This window comes from Devosia aurantiaca (assembly GCF_011058215.1).
GTDB lineage: Bacteria > Pseudomonadota > Alphaproteobacteria > Rhizobiales > Devosiaceae > Devosia > Devosia aurantiaca.
The window spans coordinates 209,922-232,803 of sequence record NZ_JAALFG010000003.1 but is presented as its reverse complement, the minus strand read 5'-3'; the positions used below and the strand labels follow the sequence as shown (position 1 = coordinate 232,803).

General features: G+C 64.7%; 27 protein-coding genes and 3 pseudogenes. 3 read left to right on the top strand and 27 right to left on the bottom strand.

Features of this window, described 5'->3' with window-relative positions; translation table 11 throughout:
• Nucleotides 1-57: 57 nt before the first annotated feature.
• The 22 genes and pseudogenes from G5575_RS14485 to G5575_RS14380 all read right to left on the bottom strand — a co-directional run bounded on the left by G5575_RS14485 (nt 58) and on the right by G5575_RS14380 (nt 15,783).
• The gene (locus tag G5575_RS14485) at nt 58-795 is read right to left on the bottom strand and encodes a glycoside hydrolase family 108 protein (protein ID WP_164534955.1); all 738 of its coding nucleotides are present in this window, start codon (nt 793-795) and stop codon (nt 58-60) included.
• Complete coding sequence (locus G5575_RS14480) at nt 788-4,483, bottom strand: baseplate multidomain protein megatron (protein WP_164534954.1); 3,696 nt, start codon at nt 4,481-4,483, stop codon at nt 788-790. Before G5575_RS14480 ends, G5575_RS14485 begins: the two co-directional genes overlap by 8 nt.
• Before the next feature lie 139 nt (nt 4,484-4,622).
• A complete protein-coding gene (locus G5575_RS20615) occupies nt 4,623-4,766 on the bottom strand; it encodes a C40 family peptidase (RefSeq protein WP_235936031.1) in 144 nt (47 codons plus the stop codon).
• Nucleotides 4,763-5,026: a C40 family peptidase gene (locus G5575_RS21230; RefSeq protein ID WP_328766309.1), complete on the bottom strand. Its 264-nt coding sequence runs from the start codon at nt 5,024-5,026 to the stop codon at nt 4,763-4,765. The genes G5575_RS20615 and G5575_RS21230 overlap by 4 nt, the downstream gene beginning before the upstream one ends.
• A 14-nt stretch (nt 5,027-5,040) precedes the next feature.
• A pseudogene (locus tag G5575_RS20605) lies at nt 5,041-5,930 on the bottom strand (DUF2163 domain-containing protein).
• Nucleotides 5,927-6,544: a DUF2460 domain-containing protein gene (locus G5575_RS14460; protein WP_164534951.1), complete on the bottom strand. Its 618-nt coding sequence runs from the start codon at nt 6,542-6,544 to the stop codon at nt 5,927-5,929. Before G5575_RS14460 ends, G5575_RS20605 begins: the two are co-directional and overlap by 4 nt.
• Before the next feature lie 157 nt (nt 6,545-6,701).
• On the bottom strand, nt 6,702-6,908 hold the full coding sequence (locus tag G5575_RS14455; RefSeq protein WP_164534950.1) for a hypothetical protein: 207 nt from the start codon (nt 6,906-6,908) through the stop codon (nt 6,702-6,704).
• A gap of 35 nt (nt 6,909-6,943) precedes the next feature.
• A complete protein-coding gene (locus G5575_RS14450) occupies nt 6,944-7,249 on the bottom strand; it encodes a hypothetical protein (protein WP_164534949.1) in 306 nt (101 codons plus the stop codon).
• A complete protein-coding gene (locus G5575_RS14445; protein ID WP_164534948.1) occupies nt 7,239-7,430 on the bottom strand; it encodes a rcc01693 family protein in 192 nt (63 codons plus the stop codon). Before G5575_RS14445 ends, G5575_RS14450 begins: the two co-directional genes overlap by 11 nt.
• Nucleotides 7,427-7,741 carry a gene transfer agent family protein gene (locus G5575_RS14440; RefSeq protein WP_164534947.1) on the bottom strand — a complete coding sequence of 105 codons (315 nt, stop codon included), beginning with the start codon at nt 7,739-7,741 and terminating at the stop codon, nt 7,427-7,429. The genes G5575_RS14445 and G5575_RS14440 overlap by 4 nt, the downstream gene beginning before the upstream one ends.
• 157 nt (nt 7,742-7,898) lie before the next feature.
• A complete protein-coding gene (locus G5575_RS14435) occupies nt 7,899-8,312 on the bottom strand; it encodes a phage major tail protein, TP901-1 family (protein ID WP_164534946.1) in 414 nt (137 codons plus the stop codon).
• 152 nt (nt 8,313-8,464) lie between these two features.
• Entirely contained in the window at nt 8,465-8,857 is a 393-nt protein-coding gene (locus G5575_RS14430; RefSeq protein WP_164534945.1) for a DUF3168 domain-containing protein, read from the bottom strand.
• Nucleotides 8,858-8,860: 3 nt separating this feature from the next.
• Entirely contained in the window at nt 8,861-9,205 is a 345-nt protein-coding gene (locus G5575_RS14425) for a phage head closure protein (protein WP_164534944.1), read from the bottom strand.
• Nucleotides 9,202-9,768, bottom strand: coding sequence for a head-tail connector protein (locus G5575_RS14420; RefSeq protein WP_164534943.1), 567 nt, complete (start codon nt 9,766-9,768; stop codon nt 9,202-9,204). The genes G5575_RS14425 and G5575_RS14420 overlap by 4 nt, the downstream gene beginning before the upstream one ends.
• A gap of 168 nt (nt 9,769-9,936) precedes the next feature.
• Entirely contained in the window at nt 9,937-11,163 is a 1,227-nt protein-coding gene (locus G5575_RS14415; RefSeq protein ID WP_164534942.1) for a phage major capsid protein, read from the bottom strand.
• Entirely contained in the window at nt 11,160-11,651 is a 492-nt protein-coding gene (locus G5575_RS14410; RefSeq protein ID WP_164534941.1) for an HK97 family phage prohead protease, read from the bottom strand. Before G5575_RS14410 ends, G5575_RS14415 begins: the two co-directional genes overlap by 4 nt.
• Nucleotides 11,651-11,791 (bottom strand): hypothetical protein, encoded by a 141-nt coding sequence (locus G5575_RS14405; protein WP_164534940.1) that lies wholly within the window; start codon nt 11,789-11,791, stop codon nt 11,651-11,653. Before G5575_RS14405 ends, G5575_RS14410 begins: the two co-directional genes overlap by 1 nt.
• 4 nt (nt 11,792-11,795) lie before the next feature.
• Complete coding sequence (locus G5575_RS14400; protein ID WP_164534939.1) at nt 11,796-11,984, bottom strand: hypothetical protein; 189 nt, start codon at nt 11,982-11,984, stop codon at nt 11,796-11,798.
• Nucleotides 11,981-12,984, bottom strand: a pseudogene (locus G5575_RS14395) (phage portal protein). The gene G5575_RS14400 and the pseudogene G5575_RS14395 overlap by 4 nt, the downstream one beginning before the upstream one ends.
• A gap of 222 nt (nt 12,985-13,206) precedes the next feature.
• Nucleotides 13,207-13,446 (bottom strand): hypothetical protein, encoded by a 240-nt coding sequence (locus G5575_RS14390; RefSeq protein WP_164534938.1) that lies wholly within the window; start codon nt 13,444-13,446, stop codon nt 13,207-13,209.
• Between the two features lie 639 nt (nt 13,447-14,085).
• The gene (locus G5575_RS14385) at nt 14,086-15,336 is read right to left on the bottom strand and encodes a DNA-packaging protein (RefSeq protein WP_164534937.1); all 1,251 of its coding nucleotides are present in this window, start codon (nt 15,334-15,336) and stop codon (nt 14,086-14,088) included.
• A gap of 3 nt (nt 15,337-15,339) precedes the next feature.
• Nucleotides 15,340-15,783, bottom strand: coding sequence for a hypothetical protein (locus G5575_RS14380; RefSeq protein WP_164534936.1), 444 nt, complete (start codon nt 15,781-15,783; stop codon nt 15,340-15,342).
• A 121-nt stretch (nt 15,784-15,904) separates the two neighbouring features.
• Here G5575_RS14380 and G5575_RS14375 point away from each other — a divergent pair, with 121 nt between their 5' ends.
• Entirely contained in the window at nt 15,905-16,150 is a 246-nt protein-coding gene (locus G5575_RS14375; RefSeq protein ID WP_164534935.1) for a KTSC domain-containing protein, read from the top strand.
• Between the two features lie 615 nt (nt 16,151-16,765).
• Here the strand turns inward: G5575_RS14375 and G5575_RS14370 are convergent.
• The 5 genes from G5575_RS14370 to G5575_RS14350 form a co-directional block, all read right to left on the bottom strand.
• On the bottom strand, nt 16,766-17,650 hold the full coding sequence (locus tag G5575_RS14370; protein WP_407924868.1) for a DUF2254 domain-containing protein: 885 nt from the start codon (nt 17,648-17,650) through the stop codon (nt 16,766-16,768).
• On the bottom strand, nt 17,593-18,003 hold the full coding sequence (locus tag G5575_RS21225; protein ID WP_164534934.1) for a DUF2254 family protein: 411 nt from the start codon (nt 18,001-18,003) through the stop codon (nt 17,593-17,595). Before G5575_RS21225 ends, G5575_RS14370 begins: the two co-directional genes overlap by 58 nt.
• A 48-nt stretch (nt 18,004-18,051) precedes the next feature.
• A complete protein-coding gene (locus G5575_RS14360) occupies nt 18,052-19,311 on the bottom strand; it encodes an Hsp70 family protein (RefSeq protein WP_164534933.1) in 1,260 nt (419 codons plus the stop codon).
• Nucleotides 19,312-19,375: 64 nt separating this feature from the next.
• Nucleotides 19,376-19,981, bottom strand: a complete 606-nt coding sequence (locus G5575_RS14355) for a diguanylate cyclase domain-containing protein (RefSeq protein WP_164534932.1) — start codon at nt 19,979-19,981, stop codon at nt 19,376-19,378.
• 72 nt (nt 19,982-20,053) lie between these two features.
• The gene (locus G5575_RS14350) at nt 20,054-20,509 is read right to left on the bottom strand and encodes a YcgN family cysteine cluster protein (protein WP_164534931.1); all 456 of its coding nucleotides are present in this window, start codon (nt 20,507-20,509) and stop codon (nt 20,054-20,056) included.
• A gap of 272 nt (nt 20,510-20,781) precedes the next feature.
• On the opposite strand from G5575_RS14350, the pseudogene G5575_RS21220 reads away from it, so the two are divergent.
• Both G5575_RS21220 and G5575_RS14340 read left to right on the top strand, forming a co-directional pair.
• A pseudogene (locus G5575_RS21220) lies at nt 20,782-21,427 on the top strand (transglycosylase domain-containing protein); the annotation flags it as partial.
• 333 nt (nt 21,428-21,760) lie between these two features.
• On the top strand, nt 21,761-22,825 hold the full coding sequence (locus G5575_RS14340; protein ID WP_407924867.1) for a transglycosylase domain-containing protein: 1,065 nt from the start codon (nt 21,761-21,763) through the stop codon (nt 22,823-22,825).
• Nucleotides 22,826-22,882: the final 57 nt, after the last annotated feature.

Below are 22,882 nucleotides of genomic sequence, written 5' to 3'. Positions count from 1 at the left end.
GGTTGCTGAATGGGACATGAATGGGGCGAGGACCCAATCGGATCCGCCCCTTCGGCCCTAGACTTTGCCGATATCGGTCTTGAGGCCCTGCCGCAGGAAGATGATGGCTAGAGCCTCAAGCACGAGACTGCCGGCCGATCCGCCTTCGAGCGAAGGAACTTCGAGACCCATAATCTGCGCGATGCCCGCCAACAGCATCAACGCAGCGACGATATAGGTTTTGTAGCCTGAAAGTGCATCCATCGTCTTTTCTCCTTTAGTGATTGTGATCGGCCGGACCGCCTTGAGCGCAGCGGCACGCACCGCGACGACCCGTCTGGTCCAGCCGCGCCCGAAAGTCGGAAAGGTCGCAAGAGTGCGCAGGAAGCTGAGCCGTCCGTCGCAAAGAGCATTGATCGTGCGCGTGCCATCGGCCCGCTGCGCAGCCGCAAGGGTCACCGGACCGACGACCCCGTCGGCGGCGACACCCAACACCGCCTGCAAAGCCTTTATGGCCCGGTCGGGTCCGGAATTGACCGCATAGTCGAAGACCGCGAGATCGATGCCAGTGGGCAGGCGGTCGGCCCCGGACGTTTCCCAGTAGAGCGCCCGATAAATGCGCCCAGCCTCAGCCCGGCCCAGCTTTCGGACCTCCTCCTTGGGCAGCGCCGTCCAGGGCGAGACCTGCCGCCATCGCGCCAGCGTCTTGCGAGTGATCCCCATATTGGTGGCGCCGCCCGGATCGGTCGGATGATCCGAGTAGCCGCCCTCGTGCTTCAACACCTCGGTGAGACACGTCTCGAACCGGTCAGCCATTGAATCTTCCCCTTCCCCGATGTCCCGCGCCGAGCACGGGACTGACCTGCGCTACGGCAAATTCGAACGCCACCGCCGGTCCAGCGAAGTCCGCGAGCTGCTCTGCAACCAGATAGCTGGCGACGTTCTCCGCCGTCGTGATCGTTCGTTTGAGCGTCACACCGTCATAAATCTCGACCCGCCAGCTTTCCGGTCCGAACTCCTGGCCCGGTTCGGCCACGCCCCAGCCATCGCCATCGGCACGGCTGCGGCGCATCCAGCGCAACAGCACCGACCCATCCGCCTGCCGCTCCGCCGCAAGGTGAACCGGCGCCAGTGGCAGGGCCGGCCCGGGATCGAGGTCGACGACCAATGTTCGCCCAGCCATGTCGGCAGCACCGGCAAACACCCGGAGCGTGCGGCTTTCTCCGATGCGGTGCGCCTCGACCGGCAGGCTTACCGTCCCGGCGCCCAGCACCATGACACGCCGCCCGCCCGAAACTGCCGCAGTTTGCGAGCCTTGCAGCCCCCGCAGCAAACGCGTCAGCCGGTAGCGGCCGGCGCTGATCAGCTCTGCCTCCGCAAAGCCGATCACTTCCCAACCGCCGCCATCGGTTTCCACGGCCAGCCAATTGCTCCCGGCTAGCGCCGCAGCCTCGGTTACATCGGCCAGATGCCCCGAGCGCAACTCGATCTCGAGCACCGAACCAAGGTCCCAAACCGCCTGGGGTCCCGCCCCAATGCCCGTGACCACCGTGCCGATCGCCGCCGGGCGCACCAATCCTGCCAGCGTCGCGCCGGTCACCTCATCGGTCACCCGCACAGATCCCGGCCACGGCTTGGCGAAAGCACCCAGCACCAGCCGTGTCCTGTTCGGATCATCAGGCAGCGGCGGCAGATGTGCTGCCACCACGATCGGCACCACTGCCGGCATCGGCACCCCGCCGCCACCGCGCGGCCGATCCACTCCGGTCGCCACCGCATCTCCCCGCGCCACCGCCGTCGCCGACACCCGCCGCACCGCTCCGTCCCGGATTTCCGTAACTTCGAACGGCCCCTCGGCCAGTTCCGGCAAAGCAATCCGGTCACCCAGTTCGAGCGCCACCCTGTTCGGTGGCAGCGCCAGTTCGACGCGATCGCCAGCCACCCCCTTTGCGTCCAGCAAGCGCTCGGCGGCCAATCGTGCACCCGCTCCGTCCAGCACCATCGGCAGGCTCTGGCTTTGCAGCGGCCCATTGCCCGGTCGCAAGGCGGTTGCCGTCGCCGTTAGGTAATCGCGTTCGCGATCGAAATAGCCCAGCCCTAGCCGCCCGGCCTTTTCCGCCCCATCACCCCGGCGACGCGTCACAACCGGTGCATCCACCTCCGCCAGGAGGTCATGCTCCAGCGTCACCACCACACCGCGCAATAGGCCGACCAGGCCCCCGTCCCGTGCCATCAGCTTCTGACCGGTGATCTCCAGCACTGGTTCGATCGCCTCGCGCGCCGTCCCCGGCCCGCCCACCAGCACGCCGCCGATCAGCGGCGCTGCCGGCGCCGCCTTGACCGCGATGCCATGATCGGCCGCGATCGCCCCGATCAGTTCGTCGCTCGCGGCGCCACCCAGCCGCCCGGTCAGCCAATGCCCGGTGCGATGGTTCGGCCCATCCGACCAGATCTCGTCGAGCGCCGGAAAGCTTGGAAATGGCCGCGCGTCCCAGGTCCAGAGGTAGACGCGGTCGGTATCGACCATCCCCGCCGGATTGTTCGCCGGATCGCGCCAGAACTGCTGATGCGCCCGCAGAAACTGCCGCTGCATCAAGGCATCCGGCATGCCGCTCGAAAAATACGGCCGCCCGCCTTCGGCGCTCTTGCCGTCACCGAAGATGTTGGGCTGGTTCGCCCCCTTGTTGACCGCCCCACAGCCCAATTCTGTCAGCCAGATCGGTTTCGACCCCGGCACCCATGCCGTCGGCGTCGCGCTCCGCACCCCACCCGGACGGTCAAAATGCTGCTGGCTCCAGAAGGCGCGGATATCCTTGTAGCGCCACACCCAGGGCTCGCCATAGGCCCCATCAGTAATCGGCGTCCTCGCCTGCGCGCGCCGATCCGCATCGCTGGCATAAAACCAGTCGAAGCCCTCGCCTCCCGCGACATTGCCCTGGAGATATTCGAGCGCATAGCCGGTCTCGGCCAAAGCCGCATCGAGGTGACCCTCGCCATCGCGCCAGTCGCTGAGCGGCATGTAGCAGTCGATCCCCACCGCATCGATGGGCGGTGAGGCCCAGAGCGGATCGAGGTGAAAGAACTTATCCCCTGCGGCCTGATAGCCGGAATACTCGCTCCAATCCGCCGCATAGCTGAGCTTTACGCCCGGCCCGACCACCGCGCGCACATCGCCTGCCAGCGCCACCAGAGCATCGACAAACGGGAACGTATTTCCCGCCCCGCGCACAGTGGTCAGCCCCCGCATCTCCGACCCGATCAGCAGCGCATCCGCCCCTGCCGCCGCCGCGATCGATGCATAGTGCAGCACCATTGCCCGGTAACCCGGCACGAAAGCCGCAACATCAGCCTCCGAAGCACCCGTGATCCGCCCGCGCCACGGGTATGCTGCCTGCTCCTCCCCGCCATAGGGGTCCGGCAGGCCATTCCCCGCCGGCACATCCATCATCAACAGCGGATAAAGCGTGACCTTGACGCCCCGCGCCCGCAAGTCGGCAATCGCCGCCAAGACCGTGGCATCCGAAGGCGTGCCGCCATAAGCCGGCCCGCCATTATGCGTCGACACCACCGGCACATCGCCGCGCCCCAGGCCCGCGACGCTCCAGCTCACGCCCTCGATCTCACGCCCCGCCGCCTCCACCCGTGGGCTCACCTCGCAGTGCGCGCATCTCAGATCATCGCCGAACCAGCTCACCACCAGTGCCACATGCTCGAGGTTGGGGCACAGCGCCATTAGCTCGTCGATGGACCAGCTCCAGTTGCTGACGCCGGGCAGGAGATGGGCGTTCTCGCTCACCCCCTCGCCCTCGCCCAGCACCCGCACGCGCGGCACCGGGTCATAGCCGAACTCGGTCGCCCCTGGGATCACCGTCACGGCGCGAATGGAGGGTTCGAGGTCGCCCACCACTCGGCAAAGCTCCACCGAAAGCTGCGGAATGCGATTGCCGAAGCGGCTCAGCGGCAGGTTCTCGACAACGAGATAACATAGACCCCGATAGGCCGGGGCATTGCCCACCCCCTGCACCGCCTCTATCAAACTGTCCGGCAGTTGCCCTTCGTCGCCATGATAGAACCGCAGGTTGAGCCCGCGCGTGTCGAGCAGCTGCCCGTCCGCCCAGATCCGCCCGAGCCGCGCCACCCGCCCTTCGCAGAAGCCGACGGCAAAGCTTGCCAGCACCTCTTCCTGGTTCTCGGGCTCGGGCTGCATAAACCCCTTCGAGCCCGCCGTTTCGGTCACCTGGTGCAAGAGCTCGCGAGCCCAGATGATATTGCCCGAAAGCCGCCCCCAGCCATAAAGCCGCGGGATCGCCGCTCCCTCCGTGGACCCGCCCAGGCGCACGTCGAACATCGGCGCCTCGCCCGCCTGGCGCTTGTCGCCGAACAGCATGCCGTCGACCGCCGACCCCGCCAGCGCCCCCAGCGCCCGACCAATGGTTGCCCCGATCGGCCCGCCAAACACGCCGCCAACAAACTGCCCGGCAACCGAAAGTGCCAGAGTTGCCATGTCTAATTCCTATCTTGGTAAGCGCATCGGACTGCTCCCCTCCCCTTGAGGGGAGGGGTTGGGGGTGGGGGTCCATCAGCTGGCCACCCAACCACCCCCACCCTCAGTCCCTCCCCTCAAGGGGGAGGGAAGCCGAGCCTCAGATGTTCGGAAACTCAAACCGTCCGCTCACACGCCGCGCCCAGCCCTCGGTCAGGTTCGCCTCCACCACGCCCAGATGCTCCTGCGCATGGATGAACCGGGTGGCCGAAACCATGATGCCGCAATGCCGCGCCTCGCTCATGCCACCGAGCCGGAACAACACCACTTGCCCCGCCCCCCCACCGGCCCCTCGACGGGGAGCAGAAACCGCCCGGCCGCCGCCCGAAGCGCCCCATCCGCCTCGCCGCGCCAGTCCGCTCGATAGGCCGGCACCGCCACCGGTTCCGCGCCATAAAGCTGGCGCCAAACCCCGCGCAGCAGCCCCAGGCAGTCGCACCCTGCCCCCAGCGTCGACGCCCGATGCCGATAGGGAGTGCCCAGCCATTCTTGTGCCGCCGCCACCACAAGATCCGCTTTCACGGCACCACCGCCCGTCCATCCATGGCATCGCCGCTGCGCGGATGGCGCAGCACGTAGTCGCTGCCCGGCACATGCGGAAAGCCGCGAAAGTTGACGCCATTGCCGAACCGCGCCTTGCAGGTCGCAAAGCGCCGGTCGCAGCCCACCGTCACCTCGAGCACATCGCCCGACTCCACCCACTCGCCGACCTTGGCGGCAAAGCCCAGCACATCGCCTTCCGGCTGCCGTCGATGCGTCAGCACCGGATCGGCCAGGCCCTCGCGCCTGCCCGCACCCCAGTGCCCCACGCCAAACGCAAACCAGCCCTCGTCGAACCCGCCCAGGCCCGCCACCAGCACCTGAAACGGATCGATCACCGCCAAAACAGTCGCCGTGCCCCGATGCGCCGGCAACGTCAGGTCGATGCCGCAGCGTGCGTCCCCGACCACCGCATCGCAGAGCCCCTGATAAAGCCGGCCCCGCACCGCGTTCAGCGCCTGCTGCGGCGATCGGAGCTCGGCCCGAAACACCCCATCCTCGCGCACGATCTCGCCGATCGTATCGACCCGAAGGCGCAGTCGCTGCTCCGGCGCCGCCCAGTTCACCAGCCAGGTTTCCACCTGCGCGCCGTCATAACGACCGAGCAAAATATCGTCCTCGGCGATTGCCGCGCTGGCTAGCACGCCCAGCACCTCGCCCGTCTCGACCTGTGCCCCCAGGCGCGCCGGCACCTCGCCGCCATCGAACCCATGCATCGGCGCGCAGCGCGTTCCTCGACCACCAGCGCCCGATCATGATCGGTAAAACCCAGGACCACGCCATCGCTGCGCAATACGCGCCAGCAATGCGCCGTCGTCGTCTCGCCCTGCGCCAGGTGCGCGGCAAAACCGTCCGCCACTGCCCTCATGGCAAAATCTCCACCAGCGGTATGCTCGGCGCCTCGGCTCCATCGAAACTCGTCAGCTCGATGTCCAACCGGTCGGTATCGAAGCGCACCGGCACATCGAACAAGAACCCCGCCGTCACCGCCGCGCCACTGGCCGGCGCCACCGCAAAGCCGACGATCCCGGTGGTCACATCCACCGTCCAGCCACTTAACTCGACGCCCCCGACCGCCACCCGCACGCTGCCCGCCACCGGCTTGGCGATGGTCCGCAGATAGGGGTCGAACGCCGCCCCATAGCGCTTGCTCAACTGAAACTGCGTGCGCACCCCGTCGCCGGTCCCGATCAGCTGGTCGGTCGGCAGCGGCACCGCTCCACCCGAAGAATGATCCAGCCCGTCGCGCCACAAAAACCCATGCAGCCGCCCGCGCCTTTCCTCGAAAAAGGCCAGCACCGCCTGCATATCGGCCCGCGATTTCACCCCATAGCCGGCATTGTAGCGCCGCCGCGAATGGTGCCACCGCCCATTGCGCCGCTCGCCACCGCCCGCCAGCTGCACGACATCGGTCTTCCGCTCCGGCCCACCCCGCGCCCCAAGCGCGATGTCGAGCGGAAACCTCGTATGATGAAAGGTCATCTCTTTTTCTCTCAGTATGGCACTACAGCGCGTGGAGCTTCAGGTCAGGCCGAGCCGAAAGGGGTGGATTTCGAGAACCGGAGCGCAGCGTACGTTTGGGTACGTGAGCACCGGAAGCGGAGAAATCTACCGCTTGCAGGCCGGCATCACCTGAAGATCAAGCGCTGCGAGAACCCCGCCGGACGGCCCGCAGGAGCATCGCGCTCACTTCTGCCTCGCTCTGGGTGAAGCTCCGCGCATCGCTCGCCGTCACATTGAACGTCACGTTCACCGCGCCACCGCCACCCGCGACCCCCAGCCGTCCATCGGCCCCACGCTGCAGCGGCATGATCGCTTCCGGTCCCGCCTCGCCCGCCAGCCCCATGCCCTTGCCCAGCGGAAAGTAACTGGGGCTCGCGATCACCCCGCCCTTGGCAAAGGCCGTAACCCCGCCGAGCGCCGGATTGGTCGCGGTAAAAGGTTCTCCACCAGCCCGCCGACCAGCGTGCCCAGTGGCTTGAACGCCGCCTTGAGCGCGATATCGGCAAAGGCGCCGGCAATATCGCCCAGCACCGATCGGAACGACTTGCCATCGGTCACCGCGCCGCGAAATGCCCGGCTCACCGAGCGCGCAACCCCGTCCGCCAGGTCACCGATGCGGCCCAGTTCCACCGAAACGTCGCTCAGCTCGTCGCGGAAGCTCTCGCCAAAAAGATCAGTGGCCATCGGGAAAACGCTCCATCAGTTCCTCGAGCCCCGGCCGATCCAGAGGCCCAGCCCGCTCGCCCATCACCGCGCCCCAGGCGCACGCCAGCTCGCGCGGCGTCATGCGCCAGAACTGGTCCGGCGGAAGCCGCAAGACGCCGAGGCCAAATCCCATCGCGTTCTTCCAGGGAAAGGGCTTCATTCCCCATCCCCAAAGGTTGCCTTGAGCAGCCGCACCGCAATCTCCGCCGCCCCGCGCAGTCCGCCCTCGATGGTCAGCCGCGCCAGATCGTCATCGGTGATGCCATTGCCACCGCCCCGCAGCCCCGCCCCCAGGATCGCCGTCAGATCCCGCGCCGAAATCCTGCCCGCCGAAAACCGCTCCGCCAGCCCGGCGAGGTCACCAGCGCCCAGCCGCGCCTCCAACTCGGCCAAAGCCCCAAGCGTCAGACAAAGCGTCACCCGCTCGCCGCCGATCTCGGCCGCGATCTCGCCTCGATGTATGTTCGTCATTCTTTTCCTCGCGCCGCACTATCGGCCCTTTTGCACCCCTCCCCCCCTGAGGGGAGGGGTTGGGGGTGGGGGTCCATCAATGGACCACAAAACCACCCCCACCCTCGTTCCCTCCCCTCAAGGGGGAAGGAGGCGACAGACCAACCGTCAGGCCAGCCTAAACCGCCACAAACGTCACTTCCCCAGCGCTTTCCAGCGCCAGGTCGAACGTCACTTCGCCCGCATGATCGGCGGAAAATTCCAGCGCCACGATCTGAAACGGTCCCGCCACGGTCCCAAAATCTGGCAGGATCAGCTGCCAGTTGCGGATCGTCCCGGCAAAGAACAGCGCCCTGATTGCCGCGTCCGAAGCGCCGTCCTTGAACACGCCCGACCCCGAGACCGAAGCGCGCTTGACCCCGCCGCCCGCCAGCAATTCCCGCCAGCGCCCGGCACTTTCCTGGTCGGTCGTATCGACGCTCGCCGCATTGAAACTGATGCTGCGCGTACGCAGCCCCGCCACCGTCAAAAAGCTCCCCGACCCCGTCTGGTCGAGCTTCAAAAGCATATCCTTGCCGCTCTGCGCCGCCATTTTGATCTCCTTTGAGAAAGACCCCCACCCGACCTCCCCTTCAGGAGGGGGAGGAGTTGCTTCGGTGCTTGCCGCGCACTCGCCGCAAACTCGATCGGACTCCTCCCCTTCTGCAGGGGGAGGCGGGGTGGGGGTGGCCCCGGCCCCGGCCCCTACTCCGTCAAAAACCGCAGCATCACCGCCGCCTTCGCCTGCCCGGTTTTGCCGTCGATCACCGTCTCGGTCCGCATATGCTCGGCATGGGTGACCACGAGCCCTGCCGGGCTCGCCTCCAACCCCGCCGCCACCACGCGCGCGACCATCTCCAGCGCCAGTTTCCGGCTCGGCTGGTCGCTCCAGCAATGGATCAGCACGCGATGCTCCTGACCCTTGGCCTCGTCGCCATCGGTCTGCCGCATGTCGTGCCGATCGATCACCAGATATGGCGCCGGACGGCCACGCGGCGGCGCGTCGAACACGCCACCCGCCCCAATCAGTGCCGTCAGTGCCGCATCGCCCTCCAGCGCCTCGACCAGCGCCGCCTGCAGACTTGCAATCGGGTGCATGACCTACCCCGTAAAGCTGGTTTCGCTGCAGGCGCAGCTCAGATATGCCCGCCGCCCATTAAGGTCGGCTGCGCTCACCACATCGAGGTTGCGCCCGCGATAAACGATGCGGTCGCCGGCCGAAATATCGCTGCGAAAGCGCATCACCACGCTGTGCGACACCGCCACCGCCTGCCCGTCGGCATTGGTGCCCTGCCGCCCAGCTAGGCTGCGCACGCGCGCCCAAACTGAATTCAGCGGAACATAAATGCGCCGGTGCCCGCCGCCGCCATCGCCCAGGCTTTCGCGGCGTTTGAGCTGCACCCGATCGGTCAGCGTGCCGATCGGCGGCACCTTGTCCCCGCTCATAGCCGCACCCGCTTGTGCCGGCTGACGAGGCGGTCGAAACCGCTCGGCACCACCGCGCCGGACCCGGCAATGATCACCGCATCGCGGTGCTCGTGCCAATGCGCCACCAGCGCCAGCACGGCCTGGCGCAGATCGGCCGGCACTTCATGCGGCGCCGTCGCCAGACCCGCGACATAGTCGATCTCGATGCCACCCCTCTCCTGCAGAAGCGGCATGCCGACAACCACGCGGGGTACCAGCAAGCGGTCCCGTTCCGAGCCGAACTGGCCAAGCGCGATATCGTGGCTGCCGCCATTGTCATCGGTCGCCGTGATCGCCGTCACCGATTGCAGCGGCGCCACCGGCAGCTTGACCACGCCATTGGCCGGCCAATCGTCCAATACCACGCGCCAGGTCTGCGGCATCATTGCCTGCCCCGTCACGCCTTCCACATGCAGCCGCGCCGCGCCGATCAGCGTGGTGATCAGGCCATCCTCGGCCGCATCATCGACCTTCAAGAACAGCTTCGCCTCTGCAAGCGAAACCGGCTCCGCAGCGGGCCCCGCCAGGAGATAGGACGTCATGTTTTTTGATCCTTGGATTGTTATGCGCGGGCAGTGCAGTCGTCTCCCTCCCCTTGTGGGAAGGGATCAAGGGTGGGGGTGTCGTAAGAGCAGCGAACTCAGTGCCTGCAGAACTGCCGGCACCCCCACCCCAACCACTCCCCACAAGGGGGAGGGGCTTACGAGAGCTCAGCTCACGCCGAACTTGAGGAGCTTGATCGCGTCGTAGTCCGCGATGCCGCCACCCACGCGCTTGGTCGTGTAGAACAGCACATACGGCTTGCTGGAGAACGGATCGCGCAAGACGCTCACGCCCTGGCGATCCACGATCAGATAACCCCGCTTGAAGTCACCGAAGGCCACCGAGAACGAATTGGCCGCGATGTTGGGCATGTCCTCGGCCTCGACCAGCGGAAAGCCCATGAAGCTGGCCTTGCCATCGGCCGCCGCTGCCGGCTGCCAAAGATAGTTGCCGTCCGCATCCTTGAGCTTGCGCAGCGCGCCTTGCGTCTTGCGATTCATCACCCAGCTGGCATTCTGGCGATAGCCGGCCTTGAGCGCATAAACGAGGTCGATCAGGATGTCGGAAGCGTTGCTCGTCGGCAGCGCGCCGGACTGGCCGGTGGCCAGATACCCCAGCTTGCCCCAGGCCCAGCTGGCCTCCGCCACCGTTTCGGCATGAAGGAAGCCCTCGGGCTTGTTGACCCCGTCGCCGGAGACGAAAGCCGTGGTTTCCTGCGCCGCAAAGGCTGCATTGACCTCGTCGGCAATCCACTGCCCCACGTCCACCGCGGCGTCGTCGAGAAACGCCGTGGTCGCCGCCGGCATGGCATAAAGTTCGGTGGTCGGGTAGCTCAGCTCCGCCAGCGTCGGCGAACTGGTTGTGGGACGGCTCGCCGTCTCCCCCACCCAGCCGGTCTGCGGACCCGAGACGGTGATCGGACGCTTATAGACCGCGCCCGACACCTGTCGCACGCCAGCAATGGCGCGGATCGGCGACAGATGCGTCATCAGCCGCGTGATCTCGCCCTCGACCTCGGCCGGCACGACGTAACCGCCATCGGCCGCGACGCCAGTCTGCAGCGCCTTTTCCTCACCGCGCTTCACATAAGAAGAGAACGCTTCCTTATATTCGCCATCCGGCAGGCCCACGCCCTTGCCCTCGATTGCCGGGCGGCCCCGCTCGGCCTGCGCGCGGTCCAGCGCCGCCTTGTGCCCGTCGAGCACGCGGTTTAGCCGGTCGAGCTTGCCTTCCAGCAGGCCATCGGCGGTGCCGCGCTTTTCGATCTCGCCCAGGCGCTGGTCGTTGGTGCGCTTGAATTCCTCGAACGCGGTCGAAAATTCGCTGAACAGCTGGGCAATATCGCCCCCTGCGCCGGCCTTGATTTCAAGGCCGTCGTCGATCCGATCCATCATCGGTTTCCCCTATCGGTTGCGGATTTGTCGTGTGGCGGCGGCAATCGCCGCGCCGGCCGTGAGGGGGCGGCGATGCGCGCGTCCTCCATCATCGGAAAGGTCACGATCGACACTTCGTAAAGGTCGATCTCATGAAGCAGGCGATGGCCTGTCCCCGGCTCGCGGCTGGCCTTGACCGTGCGAAAGCCGATCGAAAGCCCATCGAGCGCCCGCGCCTCGATCAGCCGCCGCAGCGCTTCCGCCCGCGGCACGCCGCCGGTCAGTTGCCCGGAAACGAAGAGGCCGTGGCTGTCCTCACCCAGGCTTTCCCATATGCCCACCGGCTCCTTGGGATCGTGCTGGAACAAGAGCCGGATGCGCCCGCGCTTTCGGCTGAGGCTCTTGCTGAACGCGCCCGGCAACACCACGTCGCCGCCGCCGTCGAGCCGGTTAAAGACGCTGGCATAGCCCGAAAAGCGCCCGTCGCCATCGATCGGGATCGCCCCCATCAGCGCTTGCCCCCGGCCGACCCGCGCCGCGTCTGCCCTTTGGCCGCGCCCCGCTTCTGGTCGGCGATCGTCCCTGCCAGGTTCCACGCAAACTGCTTAAACGTCTGCTGCGCCGCTTCGCGATTTCCCTTTTCGGCCATGGTCTTAGTCCTCCTTCCGGAACAGCTGATTCAACGCGGCAATCTCGCGCACGAAGTCGTTGAAGTGCCGGTTCACCTGCGCCATTTCCTTGAGACTCCACACCAGGAGCGCACTCGCCCCGCTCGCCCACATAAACAGCGCCAAATGCGCCAAGTCGCCGCGCTCGATGATGGTCTTGGTCAAGTCGGTCATTTGAGCCCCACCAGCGCCCGCTTCTCAGCGTCCGTCAAAAACTCCGCCGCGCTCACCCGTGCCCACAAGCTCGCCTTGTCGTCGGCCAGTGCCTCGACCCCGTCGAAATCAGGTACCACCTCAGCCCCATCAAACGCGGGCCCCAACCAGCCGCTCAGTTCCTCCGCCACACGCACCACGAGCGGCACCAGGGTTTGGCGCCAGAGTGCCCGATTGGCTTCGGCGAGGTTGGCGTAGGTGTTGTCGCCGGGGATGCCGAGCAGCATGGGCGGCACGCCAAAGGCCAGTGCAATGTCGCGCGCCGCCGCGTGCCGGGCCTCGATGAAGTCCATCTCGCGCGGGCTCATGGCGATGGCCTTCCAGTCCAGCCCGCCATCGAGAACCATCGGCCGGCCCGCATTCGCCGCCCCCGAAAACTGCTCCTCCAGCTCGCCCTTGAGCCGGCTGAACTGGTCTTCGGTGAGGTTTCCCCCGCCGCCGAATAAACCAGCGCCCCGCTCGGCCGCGCCGCATTGTCGAGCAGCGCCTTGTTCCACTGCGCCGAGGCATTGTGGATATCGAGGCTGGTCTGCGCGGCGTCGAGCGGCGCCATGCCATAGTGGTCGTCCATCGGGTGGAACAGCGCCAGGTGTAAGACGCCCGGCACCGGCAGCGGCTCCTGCGAGATCCGCGTCGTCCTGCCCCCGGCCTTATAGTCATAGGCCACCGGCCAGCCGTCGCGCCCCGCCACCACGCTCATTCGATCCGGCCGCAGCACGAAAAGGGTGCGCACCGCACCATCGACGATCCCGGCCTGGAGATACGCGTTTCCCGCCGTCTGCAGATAGGCATAAACCGCTTCCAGCAGTTCCGCGCCGGACTGCCGGCCGTTGGGCCGCGCCAGCAACTCTGCCAAAGGGTGATCGGCCACCTTTTGCCCGTCCGCCACGACGGTGAGCGGCACCCGGTTGGCCGCCTCGGCAATTAGCCTGATGCACCGATAAACCACCGGATTGCGCATGAACCCCTGGTTGACGAGGCTGGCATAGCCGCGCCCGCTCCATTGCGCCGGCCCCAGCTGGCTCAGGGTCAGCATGGTGTGGCCCGCAAAAGCCTTGCTTTCACGCGGCGTGTTCGATCGCCCGCCCAAAAGGCGGTTCATCCAGTTCAGCATCGCATTACTCATGAGGAGGAATAAAAAAGGCCCGCAGTAAGCGGGCCTTAAGAATCGATAACCTTGGATTTACGCAGCGACTGGCAAGATGTCATCCTCGTATAGTCCATCTAGACCATCAGAGTCTAAGACGTTTGGGTTTTCGTTACTAGCATCCCAGCTGTCCCAATCTACCTGCCCGATACTTTCCACTAAATTTGCTTGTGGATCCAAGCCCAAGGCCTTAATGCGTGCCATGGCAGCCTCGAACCCAGCCTTCATTGCGTCACCGAGTTCAACGGTCGCTCCGGTCGTTTCGTAGTTGTCCATTTCACAGTTCCTTACTGAGGTAATCCGCCCCCTTGGGGGCATCGTCAAAAGGCGCGTAGCCATATGTTGCGAACGCATTAGGGTCAACTGCATTCTTAATCAACACACGTTCACATCCTAACAGCTTTGCATAATGCTCAACTGAAGCCAAGATCGGCAACAAAACGCCTCCCTTGAAATCAGGTTCCTAGTAACTTCTTTCAAGCCAGTTAACGGAGATGTGCGATTTCGCGTGAGATGGACGCGCCAAAGCCAATCCGCGCAAGACCTTTCGATCCTCAACTGTCTGCCAAACCGCTATATTAAAATGAGCTGGAATTCGCATATAGCTCATGTAGAGCTTTTCCCAACTGTGTGAGGCAGAGCTTGACGAGTTTCTCCATTGTAAAACTTTGGCCAATTTATGCGAGCATACTCCACTGCTTCATTGTCCATGGATGCTAGCGCCATCCCGGACCAGGTGGCATTGTGTTGGGAGGATCGCACCTTCCTATTAAAAGCCGATACTACCACTGACCGAGCCTCTAATCGCAAGGTCTGGTAATATCCATACGAGTACTCGTCCATCGACATTGGCGGCTCACATTTGAAACAGCGTAAACGCCTTGTAACAATAGATTCTACTCTTCTACAATGGCGCTAAAGTCCGCGGATGCGCGGCCGTCTCTCGTTCAGCACCAGCTCGGTCAGCGCCCAGACCAGCGCATCCACCCGGTCCGGCGAATGCCCGTCCGCCTTGCCATCCGGTCCAAAGGCGCAAAGTTCGTCTTCGAGCGCCGTCAGCCCCTCGACATGGCGCACCAGGCCCCTTGCATAAAGCGCCGCCACCGGCTCGGCGCGCACCCATTTGCCGCGCGTCGCCCGCGCCTCGCGCACCGGCACGCTTGGGTCTTCCCCATGCAGCATCTGCTTGACCAGATCGCCGCCCTGGTTGACCTCGACCACGATACAGTCTGCCTCATGAGCATGAAACGCCGCCACCGCGCGCTTGGCCCAAACCGTGGGTTGCACGCCGCGCAGCGTCGCATCCTCCAGCACCACGGCGCCCTCCCCGCTCCGCCCCGCCACGACGATGCCACAGGCATCGGAGCGCGATGTGCCGGTCACTGCCGGATCCACCGCCACCACAACCCGTCCGTCCGCCCCCTCGCTACCGTGCCGAAACATCGCGCGCTGCCACAACGCATCCTCGCGATCCTCGATCAGCTCGCCATCGAGTTCCTGCCGGCCAAGCGTCGTGCCGCGATAGCGCGACACGACCGCATCGAAAAAGGCATTGGCGAGGTGCGGGTTGACCTTGGTCGCCGCCCGCGTCGAAACGCATCTGTCATCTTGGAGCAGGCGCTTGATCAGGGCCGTCGGCTTCGGCGTCGTCGTCACCAGCTGCCGCGGCCATTCGCCCAGGCGCAGGCCAAACTGCAGCATGTCGAACGCTTCTTCAGCCTTACTCCATTTTGCCGCCTCATCGCACCAGGCTGCCGCAAACTGGGGTCCACGAAATCGCTCCGGATCCGACGCTGGAAGCAGATGCGCTTCGACCCCGTTGGGCCAGGTCAGCACGTTTTGCGTAAGCTTGGGTTGAAACCAGGGCGGACATACGCGCAGCACACCGCTGTCGCCCTTGACCATCACCGCTTCCGCTTCAGTCATCGTTTCGCCAACCAGGGCGATCGGCCCGATGCCCTGTTCTGCAAGCGACCGCACCCATTCCGCACCCGCCCGGGTTTTTCCTGCGCCGCGACCACCAAGCAACAGCCATGTGGTCCAGTCGCCCTTGGGCGGCAGTTGGTGCGGCATGGCCCAGAGTGGCCAGTTGAACATGATGTCCTTGAGTTCACCCTCCGGAAGCAGCCCGAAGTCGCGAAGGAGGTTGGACCGCAGCGTGACCATGCGTCATGCCTGCCCCTTGGTGATCGCATTGATGCGTGCTTCGAGTTTTCGACGCAGCTCTGAAATCTCACCGCGATTTTTGAGCGGGCTCTCTTGCCGCGCTTCAATACGCTCGATTGCGATGAGCTTGTCGATGTCTCGTATCAGATCGCTCAAGACCTTGCTCTCGGCGGCGTTCCCATTGCTCATTCCCATCTCCAGCACATCCATCTGCCGCTCCAGCAGACCCAAAGCTTTCTTGATCAGCAGGCGGCGGTCGATGTCTTCATCGCTTCCGGGCCGAAGCCATTTGTTGGCCTTTGCTCGCTTATCGAGTTGGTCGCGTTTCAACTTGTAGCGATGCGCGATGCCGTTGCAGGTCAGCTGCCCACCTTCATAGTCCCGCCGGACCTCGTCCCACGCTACCGGCGCCCCGTTGCGGTCGAGTTCGGGATCGTCATTGTCCATTGCCATGCCCCTACCGGACGTCCCCCGCTGCCATGTCGTTGACTCATATGTGAATCCCGCGGCCGGAACGGGCTGGAATCGAGCGGGATTCGTCTTTGCGGAGTCACATGGGAGAACCCCGATGTCCGCAGGAATCCGCAAGATCCATTACAAGCCAGACCTCGAGGAACTCTCGATCTGGTTCGGCCCGAATTTCCGCCGCTACAAATATTTTGGTGTGCCCGAACACATGTTCGAAGCCCTGCGCGATGCCTCGTCCCGCACCGGCTTTTTCAACGCCTTCATCAAAGGTCGCTTCGACTGCGCCCTCGCCGACCCCTCCGCCCTGCGCAACCAACGCTGGCAAGACATCCGCTCGGCTTCCTGACCCAACTCTTCGACTATGCCTGAACTATAGCCCAAGGCCGTGACGCGAGGATAAGTGGGATAAGTTTAGCGCCGGAATATCGGCACTCCCTTACCCTCCCCCCTTGAGGGGAGGGTGGCGCCGCTAGGCCACTAGGCCGTAGCAGAGCCAGGGAGGGGGTGTCGGGCCGTGCCAAGAACACCATTATCGAACGCCCCCACCCCGCCTCCCCGGAAGACGGGGGAGGAGTCCGTCAGTAGATGTTGTAAGTCAGCGGGCTAGCACCAGCCAGACTCCTCCTCCTAAATGGCACTGTTCAGGATACTTGCGCGATGGGATTGTTCATCGCCTCCCTCCCCTTGAGGGGGAGGGAATGAGGGTGGGGTGGGGCCGCGCCTTCCAGCTTGTGTGTTTTGCCTCACCCCACTCAGCTTCTCTAAGGCCTGCCGGCCAAGCTTCGCTACCCTCCCCCTCAAGGGGAGGGAGGGTCAAAACTGATGGTTCGGATCAAAGAAGGTCCGATGTGAACAGTCCGCTTTGAGGGAGATCGTCCCCGGTGAGAACACCTATCTGGGTTTAGGCACAATGCAGCTCCTCCCCCTCCTGAAGAGGGAGGCCGGGTGGGGGTCTCTAAGCCTAAGCTAATCCTTGGCTCCAACCCACCCCGCCACAACCCTCAAATCCCCGCAAATCGCTCTCCGCCGTCATCGCCGCCTCCGCCCGCGCCACCACATCCTGCGCCATTTCCCGCGCCGCCGCGGCAAAAGTCGGCTTCGTCGCAGCCACGGTCTCGAGGCTCTTGAGCACTCGCGACACCACTTCGATGATCCCTGCCCCGTCCCGCGCCAGCGGCCGGTAGAAGTCCACCAGCACATCGCGTGGCACCAGCGGCGCGACCAGCACGCGGTCGTTCTCGCCGCTCTTGCGCTCGTCCTGCCATTCCAGCAGCAGGCGCGTCACCGTATCAATGACGATGATCGCCGTCCCTGGATCGTTGATGCCGGGTGAGACCGCCTTGTCGGCAATCTCGCCCAGCACGATGAATCCAAACCGGGGATCGCTGTCATAAGCCCGCTGCTCGCCAAGGACGAAGCAGTCCAGCAATGCCTTGCCGACATCCTCGTCGAAGGAACCCTCAACCATCATCAGGGGGCGCACAGGCGTTGCATAAGTGCCAGGCCGTCCGAGGACGCTGACCTTCAGGTCATTTTCTTCCGCCAATGTTTGCAAGGTGTTGGCATCACAGTGCTGCACATAACCCGGCCGCTCGGCGCTCAATGGCTGCCCTTGCGCTTCGCCATCGAGCCGCCCGCAATCGAACAGCGGGTGTTCGCTCATGGTTTTGAGCGATTTGCGCGTCGCTTCCTCGACCACCCCGATCGTATGGCCCACTCGCCCGATCACCGAAATATGGCCGATCCAGCGGATCAGCGACGCGACGACCAGCACCAAAACGCCCAGCGTCATGATGAACAGGAAGACCCGTCCAGTATCGTTGTAGAGCCCCGCCGACAGGCCGATAATGCCGACGATCGAATACAGAAACGCGCCGATAAAGACCGAGATCGAGGTCTGGGCGCGCAGATCCCCGCGATCAGCGGCACGGCGCGCGGCGTCGTCGCGCTCGATGCGGCCGAGAAGGCACCGACCACGGTCGAGAGCGCGAATACCGCTACCGTCAGCAGGCTCGATGCCAGGATTTCAAGGATCGTCTGCACGGCATTGCTGGGCAGGACGAAAGGCAGTTCGTCCGGCGCATAGCGCGCCAGAATATAGGCGATCACCACCGTCAGCACCGCGAGCAGCGAGAACGCCGCCGGCAAGAACCACATGCGCTGCAACAGCTGGCGCAACTTGAACTGCAAATATGTCATCGAACCCCCTTGCCTTCATCGCTAACGCATAAAAGGCCGGGGAGATGCTCAGTCGCCGAAGATGCGCCTCGCTTCGATTGCCAGCCCCAGCCCGACGCTCCCCAGCACGTCGGTCCGCACCACCTCGGCGCCCTTAAACATTGCCTGCAGCCGCCCGGCGACTGCCGGCACCAGGGTCGAACCGCCTGTCAGGATCAGGCTGTCGACATCGCCGGCCACCACCCCTGCCCGCTGCAAGGTTTCGGCGATCGTCGTTTCCAACCGCCGCACCGATTGCTCGAGCGCCTCGCCCAACTCGCCCACCGTAATCGCTGTCGAAATCTCGCGCTCGCGCACCGGGAAAGCGAAGGCCGTCCTGTCCCGGTCCGACAGGTCGATCTTTGCCGCCTCGACCGCCCCCACCAGCCGGTGCCCCAGCCGGTCCTCCACCAGCATCACCATGGTTTCGACCCGCTCGGTTTCCACCGCCTCGCGCATGGTGGAGCGCAGGTCGCGGATGGCCTGCGCGTCATAAAGCCGGTTGATCCGGTGCCAGGTCGACAGATCGTAGTATGGGGCGACCGGCAGGTGGCGCTTGCCGTCCCTGGTCCGCGACCCCAGCCCCAGTTCGGGCATGACCCGGCTCATCGCCAGCAATCGATCGAAGTCGGTGCCGCCGATATGGACGCCCGCCGTCGCCAGGATATCGCCCGAGCGATCCGCCTTGCCGGCCCGGTCGGGCGACACCCGCACCAACGAAAAGTCCGATGTGCCGCCGCCAAGGTCGACGATCAGCGCTAGTTTTTCGCCGCTCACCTGCCGCTCGTAATCGAGCGCTGCCGCAATCGGCTCGAACTGGAACGCGATCTCGGCAAAGCCCTGCGCCCGCACTGCCGCTTCGAGCTGATCCTGCGCGGTCCGATCGGCCACGGGGTCATCGTCGACGAACTGCACCGGACGGCCCATCACCACCTGCGTTAGTTCGGCGCCAAGCCTTGCCTCGGCGCGGCGCTTAAGCTCGGCGACATAGATGCCGATGATTTCGCCGAAGCCCAGCCGACGGCCCTTGATCCGCGTCGTGTCGGCAAACAGCGCCGTTCCCAGCACGCTTTTCAGCGACCGCATCAGCCGTCCCTCGGCGCCGGTCACATATTCGGCCACCGCCGCGCGCCCGAAATAGGTGCGGTTGTCCTCAAAGCCGAAGAACAACACGCTGGGCATGGTCTGGTGCTCGCCTTCCAGCGCCACGAGAAGCGGATGTCCATCCGCCGCGACACGGCCGAGCGTGGAATTGGACGTGCCGAAGTCGAGGCCGCAGGCGAGGGTCATGAGGTCCGTCCGAAAAATGGGGACGGACCTCTTAAGGGCTCAGGGCAAAAGTGGCAACCCGGCGTCAGGCGGCTTTGGCGCGCTTTTCGTCCATGCCGCGATAGTCGACGATTTCGAGCCGCCCGATGCCGCGGCGCTGCGCCTTTTCCACCGCCTCGGTGGCGCCGCTGAGGACGGAGCGGTCGAGCGGGCCTTGGGGATTGACCACGCAGAGGCCCATGCTGAGCGTCACGTGCCCGGCATGGCTGCCCCGATGCGCGAGGCCCTGGCGACGCACTGCCACTGCGATGCGCGAAGTCAGTTCGCGCGCCATCAGCCGCGGCATGTCGGGCAAAACGATCACGAAGCCGGCCTGTTCGCCGCGTACGCAAAGGTCGCCATGGCGCGGTAGCACGGCGTTGATCGCCGCCTCGAGGGTGGTCAGGCTTTCCTCGACCGCCTCAGCGCCATAGGCGGCAAAATACTCGGCATAAAGGTCCATTTCGAGCGCCAGCACGCAGAGCGAGACCTTGTGCTCGGCGGCCTCGTTCCAGCCCTTGCGCAGTTCTTCGTCGATCCGCTGTGGCGGCAGCATCTTGCGGCCGGTCGCGTCCGTACCCTCGTCGCCACGGCCCAAAGCCGCGCGCACCCGGGCCCAGAAGCCGTCCTTGCCGCTTGAGATGGAGTTCATCTAGCCTATCCTGGGCCGTTCGCTAAGTGCCGATCAGGCCACAGGAGTGGTTAACGCCCGGTAACCACCCCCTCACAAATGGTCGGGCGGCTCGTATTCCGGCCAATCCACGGCATGGGCTTCCCATTCCTCGGGATCGACTTCGGTCTCGAGAAAGGTCCGCCCCTTGATCGAGACGCCAACATCCACCACCGTCTGCGGATCGCCCGAAACCAGCGGATGCCACCAGGCCAGCCCCTTGCCCTCCGCCATGCGGCGATAGGCGCAGGTCGTCGGGATCCAGGGGATGGTGCGCACATTGACCGTATCGAGCTTGATGCAGTCGGGCACCTTGGCCTGCCGGTTGGGATAATCCGTGCAGCCGCAGCCATTGCCGTCCAGTAGCTGGCAGCGCACGTCCGAGGTGATCAGCGTCCCCGTGTCCTCATCCTCGAGCTTGATCAGACAGCAGCGACCGCAGCCGTCGCAGAGCGCTTCCCACTCTGCTTGCGTCATTTGTTCGAGGGTTTTTTCTTCCCAGAAAGCCATCCGAAACCGTTCTGAATTAAGTTGTGGCCGGTTTGCGCTTGCCGGGGCGGGAACGCAATCATATTCCAGCGATTGTGTTGTCCTCTATCCCGCTGCGGGGCAACATTGCAGCTGGTCGAACAGGGTTGGGGCAAGACGTGCAGGATCCGTTCTACACCAAGGAAAAGCGGCGCAAGCCGGCCGGCATTCTGGCGGCCGACGCCTGGCTCGATTCGTCGCTCTATGAATTCTGGCAAACCGCCGGCCGCGGCTATACGCGCTACCAGGATTTCATGTCCCGGTTTCACGTTTCCGGCATCAAGCGCCTGATCGTCGAGATTTTATCCGACGCCTTCAGCTTTGCCGCCATCGGCGTTGTGCTGGTCGTCGCCCTCGCCCTCCCTGCCTTCGACATCATCGACCGCGGCGCCTTCAACAAGGCCGAGGACTACTCTGTCGTTTTCCTTGATCGCTACGGCACCGAGATCGGCCGACGCGGCATCCGCTCCGACGACAGCGTCGCCCTCGACCAGATGCCGGATTATCTGATCAAAGCGACCCTCGCGACCGAGGATCGACGCTTCTACGAACACTTCGGCATCGACGTGGTCGGTACGTTACGTGCCGTTGCCACCAATGCCCAGGGCGAGCGCGGCACGCAGGGCGGTTCGTCGATCACCCAGCAGCTGGCGAAAAACCTCTTTCTCTCCTCGGAACGCACCATCAACCGCAAGATCGTCGAGGCCTTCTTGGCCGTCTGGCTCGAATGGCATTATTCCAAGGACCAGATCCTCAAGCTTTACTTCGACCGCGCTTATATGGGGCGGCAATTTCGGCGTCACCGCCGCTTCCGAATACTATTTCGGCAAGCGCGTGCAGGACATTTCCCTCGCTGAAGCGGCCATGCTCGCCGGCCTCTTCAAGGCTCCAGGCAACTACGCGCCGCATGTCGATCTTGCGGCGGCCCGTGGCCGTGCCAACCTCGTTCTGACCAACCTTGTCGCCTCGGGCTTCCTCACCGAAGGCCAGGTCACCGCTGCCCGCCGGCACCCGGCTTCCGCCATCGATCGCACCGCCGATATCAATTCGCCCAACTACTTTCTCGATTATGCCTTCGAGGAAGCCAAGCTCCTGATCGAAGCTAATAACGCACCGGGCAACAATTTCCAGGTCCGCACCACGATCGATACGACGCTCCAGAGCTATGCCGAGGAAGCGATCAATTCGGTCATTCGCGAACAGGGCGAGCAGTATCGCGTCGAGCAAGGCTCGATGGTCGTGACCGATACCGAAGGCGCCATTCGCGCCATGGTCGGCGGCACCGATTATGCCAAGTCGCAATTCAACCGCGCCATCGTCTCGACCCGCCAGCCGGGCTCGGCCTACAAAGCCTTCGTTTATGCCGAGGCCTTCGAGCAGCTCGGCCTCACGCCCTCCGATCCGATCACCGACCGCCCGGTCTGCATCGGCGACTGGTGCCCGCAGAATTATGGCCGCAACTACAAGGGCACGGTGAGCCTTCAGAGCGCATTCGCCCAGTCGCTCAACACCGTCCCGGTCACCCTTTCCATCAAGACCGGTCGCGACCCGATCGCTGCGCTGAGCCACCGCATGGGCCTGCGCGCAGAATACCCGGTCACCCGCTCGCTGGCGCTGGGCGTGGCCTCGGTGTCGGTCATCGACATGACCTCGTCCTACGCTGTCTTTGCCAACCATGGCCTCAAGACCCCGGCCTATGGCATCACGCGCCTTACCACGCTCAACGACCAGGTCATCTGGGAGCATGATATCGAGGCACCCAAGGAGCGCGTCCTCTCCGAACAAACCGTCGCCTATATGAACCAGATGTTCCGCGCCGTGGTCACCGGCGGCACCGGCACCCGAGCGCAGATCGAGGGCGTGCCGACACTGGGCAAGAGCGGCACCACGACCTCCTATCGCGACGCCTGGTTCTGCGGCTTTACCGGCAATTTCGTCGCCGCCGTCTGGTTCGGCAATGATGACTACCGCCCCACCAACAACCTCACGGGCGGCTCGCTCCCGGCCATCGCCTGGCAGAAGTTCATGGCCTATGCCCACACCAATATCGAGGTGCAGCCGGTCTTCGGCATCGACTTCGAAATGCCGCAGACCATCATCGCCGATGCAACGGATGAAGAAGTCGAAGAAGTGGTCCAGCGCCCCCCAGCCTCAAGCCCGCCGCAGCGCGCAAGCTCCTCGACCTCGCCGGGCGCCTGGAAACCACGCTTGCAAATGCCCGCCCGGTCACCGACACCGCCGACGCTGCGACGCCTGTGGCAACGACGGGGCTCTGAGGCCAAGCCTCACCAATCATAAAAAGCGCGCGACCTGAGTGATCATCGCCTCCCCTGCCCTTGATGGGGAGGGAGGGCA